The sequence below is a fragment of the Streptomyces spongiae genome (assembly GCF_009377185.1).
Classification (GTDB): domain Bacteria; phylum Actinomycetota; class Actinomycetes; order Streptomycetales; family Streptomycetaceae; genus Streptomyces; species Streptomyces spongiae.
This window is the reverse complement of the sequence record NZ_VJZC01000781.1, coordinates 1-3,843: the sequence shown is the minus strand read 5'-3', so window position 1 is coordinate 3,843 and position 3,843 is coordinate 1. Positions and strand designations below refer to the sequence as shown.

Sequence of the window (3,843 nt, the reverse complement as noted above, 5' to 3'; positions counted from 1 at the left end):
GCCCCCGACCCCGTGGACGCCTTCGACGCGCTGCGGGCCACGGAGACGTACTGGAGGCAGTGGCTGCGGCCCCTGACGTACGAGGGTCCCTACCGCGACGCCGTGGCCCGCTCCCTGATCACCCTCAAGGCCCTCACCTACGAGCCCACCGGCGGGATCGTCGCCGCCCCCACCACCTCCCTCCCCGAGGAGATCGGCGGCCCCCGCAACTGGGACTACCGCTACTGCTGGCTCCGCGACGCCGGCCTCGCCCTGGAAGCACTGCTGCGCAGCGGCTTCACCGCCGAGGCCGACGCCTGGCGGGGCTGGCTGGAACGGGCCGTGGCCGGACGGCCCCAGGACGTCCAGATCATGTACGGCATCGCGGGCGAACGCCGGCTCACCGAGTGGGAGGCCGACTGGCTGCCCGGGTACGAGGGCTCACGGCCCGTACGCATCGGAAACGCCGCCGCCGGACAGCGACAGCTCGACGTACCCGGCGAGTTGATGGAGACCGTCCATCTCACCATCCGCTCCGGACTGCGCCCGCGGCACCATCTGGTCTCCCTCCAGGGACTCCTGCTCGACCACCTGGAGCGGGCCTGGTCCGAGCCCGACCAGGGGCTGTGGGAAACGCGCAGCGCCCCGCGCCACCACGTCCACTCCAAGGTGATGTGCTGGGTCGCCTTCGACCGTGCGGTACGCCTCGCGGAGGGGCACGCCCGCCCCGGGCCGGTCGACCACTGGCGGCAGGTACGGGACCGTATCCGCGACGACGTGTGCGAGCAGGGCTTCGACCCCGTCCGCTCCACCTTCACCCAGGCCTACGGATCGCCCGAACTCGACGCCGCGCTGCTGCTCATCCCCCAGACCGGCTTCCTGCCTCCCGACGACCCCCGGGTCGTCGGCACCATCGATGCGGTACGGCGCGAACTCGCCGCGGACGGACTGGTACTGCGCTACTCGGCCGGCCGCGGCCCCTCCCCGGACGGCCTCGCCGGACCCGAGGGCGCCTTCCTGGCCTGCTCGTTCTGGCTCGCGGACGCGCTGTTCCTGATCGGCCGCGAGGACGAGGCCCGCGAACTGTTCGAGCGGCTCCTGTCCCTGCGCAACGACGTCGGCCTCCTCGCCGAGGAGTACGACCCCGTGGCCCGGCGCCAGCTCGGCAACTTCCCCCAGGCGTTCACCCACGTTCCCCTCATCCGGGTGGCGTACGAACTCGACCGGCACGCCACGGAGCACCGGCGCGGGGTGCCGCGGAAAATCGATTGACGCGGGTCCGTGCGGCGACGCTAGGGTGAGGGCACTTCGGGAGGTGGCCGGTGGCCGCCGCCCTCGAACGGGACGAGGAACGGGAGGTGTTGACCGATGGCTGTCATTGAGATGGGCGCTGCCCGCATCCAGGAATCCATCAAGTCCACCTCTGTGGTCACCGGCTGACACATCCACCTGCAGTCCGCGCGTGCGCGCGCCCGCCGGGACCACCCTGTGAAGGGTCTCCCTTGACTTCGTCCTCCTCTGCTTCTTCTTCCTCTTCCGCCGCCTTGTCGGCTCTGGCTCCGTACGGCTGGGACCAGGCGTGGGCGGATGAGTTCGCCCCGTACGACGCCGAAGGGCTCGTCGCCGGGCGGGTGATCCGCGTCGACCGGGGGCAGTGCGACGTGATCACCGCCGACGGCGTCATGCGCGCGGACACCGCGTTCGTGACCCCGCACGACCCCCTGCGCGTCGTGTGCACCGGCGACTGGGTCGCCGTCGAACCCGCGGGCAGTCCCCGCTACGTACGGACGTATCTGCCGCGCCGTACCGCCTTCGTGCGCTCCACCTCCTCCAAGCGGTCCGAGGGGCAGATCCTCGCGGCCAACGTCGACCACGCGGTCGTCGCCGTGTCCCTCGCGGCGGAACTCGACCTCGGTCGCGTCGAACGCTTCCTGGCACTCGCCTGGGAGTCCGGCGCGCAGCCCGTCGTGGTGCTGAGCAAGGCCGACCTCGTGCCGGACGGGGTGACGCTCGCCCACCTCGTGCAGGATGTGGAGACGACCGCGCCGGGAGTGCCGGTGCTGCCCGTCAGCGCCGAGCTCGGGGAGGGCCTGGACGTCCTCGCCGCGGTGATCTCCGGGGGGACGTCCGTGCTGCTCGGGCAGTCCGGCGCGGGCAAGTCGACGCTCGCGAACGCGCTGGCCGGTGAGGACGTCATGGAGGTCCAGGCCACGCGTGACGTCGACGGCAAGGGCCGCCACACCACCACGACGCGTAACCTCCTCGCGCTGCCCGGCGGAGGCGTGCTCATCGACACGCCGGGACTGCGCGGCGTGGGTCTCTTCGACGCCGGGACCGGGGTCGGCCAGGTGTTCTCCGAGATCGAGGAGCTCGCCGCCGAGTGCCGTTTCCACGACTGCGCGCACATCGCGGAGCCGGGGTGCGCGGTCCTCGCCGCGGTCGACTCCGGCGAGCTGCCGGAACGTCGCCTCGACAGCTACCGGAAGCTGCTCCGCGAGAACCAGCGGATCGTCGCCAAGACGGATGCGCGGGTGAGGGCGGAGATCCGCCGCGACTGGAAGCGGAAGGGCGCCGCCGGTAAGGCCGCGATGGAGGCGAAGAGGGGGCGCTGGATGTAAGGGCGCCGGAGGGGCTGATTTCAGCCCCTCCGGCGTTTGAGGAGCGGGGTCCGGGGCGGAGCCCCGGGGAAGGGACGGGTACGCCCTAGTGGACCCGGACCGCGCCCTCCAACCCAAGCAGCCGCCGCTTGCGGTCCAGGCCGCCCGCGTACCCCGTCAGGGAGCCGTCCGCTCCGATGATCCGGTGGCACGGCCGTACGACGAGCAGGGGGTTGGCCCCGATCGCCCCACCGACCGCCCGCACCGCCGCGCGGGACGCCCCGATGCGCGCGGCGATCTCCCCATAGGTCACGGTCGCCCCGTACGGGACATCGTCCAGCGCGCCCCACACCCGCTCACGAAACGCGGTCCCACGCCCCCGCAACTCCAGCCGGAACTCCTTGAGTTCACCGGCGAAGTACGCACCGAGCTGCTCCTCCGCCGCCCGGAAGAGCCCCGGCGTATGCCGCCACTCGGGCAGGACAACCCGCCCGCCCTTCTGGCCGGGTACGGACAGGGAGGTCAGGGCTCCCGAGTCGTCGGCGGTGAGGAGGAGCCGACCGAGGGGACTGTCGGCCTGCGTGTAGTGGATGAGTTCGGACATGTCAGACTCCGGTTTCCTCTCGCTCCGACCGGCGTGCGGTCCTGAGGTGTTGAAGGGCGTACGAGCGCCAGGGACGCCACGTCTCGGGAACGTCCACGCCAGGCGGCGCGACGTCCGGGTCCCCGAGGGCGCGGGTCCGGATCACGGCGACAGTACGGGCGTCCATGCCCGGCAGCGCCAGCAGCGCGTCCTGCGCGTCGTCCCGGTCGGCGCCCGCGTCGAGCCGCAGCGTCCCGTCGGCCAGCGCGGCGGCGAGCGCACCGAGGGTGCCCCGGCCGTCCTGCGCCTGTGCGAGCGCGGCGGGCTCGGGGAAGACATGGGTGAGCGTCCCGCAGGGGGCGTCCAGCGCCTTCCCGTACGTCCGCACCAGTTCCGCGGCCTCGGCCACGCCCACGACGGCACGTACGGCCAGTTCCTCCGGGTCGGCGGCACCGGGCGACCGCAGGCCGGGCCGCGCGGTGACCAGCGGGGCGAGCCGGGGGTCGCGGCCGAGCCGCCCGTCCACGGCGTACGGATCGGCGTCGAGGTCGAAGAGCCGCCGCAGCCGCTGCACGGCGGTGGTGAGGTCACGCGGATCACCGAGCCGGATCCGCGCGTCCAGCCAGCCACCGTGCCCGGCTGCGGAACCGCTCCCAGACCCCCTGGCGGAACCCGCGCCCGAAC

General features: G+C 72.9%; 4 protein-coding genes. 2 read left to right on the top strand and 2 right to left on the bottom strand.

Annotated elements, in window-relative coordinates; all coding sequences use genetic code 11:
• On the top strand, window positions 1–1,251 hold a 1,251-nt coding region (locus FNH08_RS46625), incomplete at its 5' end, for a glycoside hydrolase family 15 protein (protein WP_152777850.1).
• A gap of 230 nt (window positions 1,252–1,481) precedes the next feature.
• Entirely contained in the window at window positions 1,482–2,597 is a 1,116-nt protein-coding gene (gene rsgA / locus FNH08_RS46620; RefSeq protein ID WP_152777848.1) for a ribosome small subunit-dependent GTPase A, read from the top strand.
• Window positions 2,598–2,682: 85 nt separating this feature from the next.
• Here the strand turns inward: rsgA and FNH08_RS46615 are convergent, their stop codons facing one another.
• Together FNH08_RS46615 and FNH08_RS46610 are read right to left on the bottom strand one after the other, a co-directional pair.
• Complete coding sequence (locus tag FNH08_RS46615) at window positions 2,683–3,180, bottom strand: methylated-DNA--[protein]-cysteine S-methyltransferase (protein WP_152777846.1); 498 nt, start codon at window positions 3,178–3,180, stop codon at window positions 2,683–2,685.
• A gap of 1 nt (window position 3,181) precedes the next feature.
• Window positions 3,182–3,843, bottom strand: a 662-nt coding sequence (locus FNH08_RS46610; protein ID WP_322726545.1) for an AlkA N-terminal domain-containing protein, incomplete at its 5' end; no start/stop codon positions are given.

Excerpts from the sequence above, each read along its gene's own strand:
- FNH08_RS46615 (WP_152777846.1), bottom strand. The coding sequence starts at position 3,180 with ATGTCCGAACTCATCCACTACACGCAGGCCGACAGTCCCCTCGGTCGG.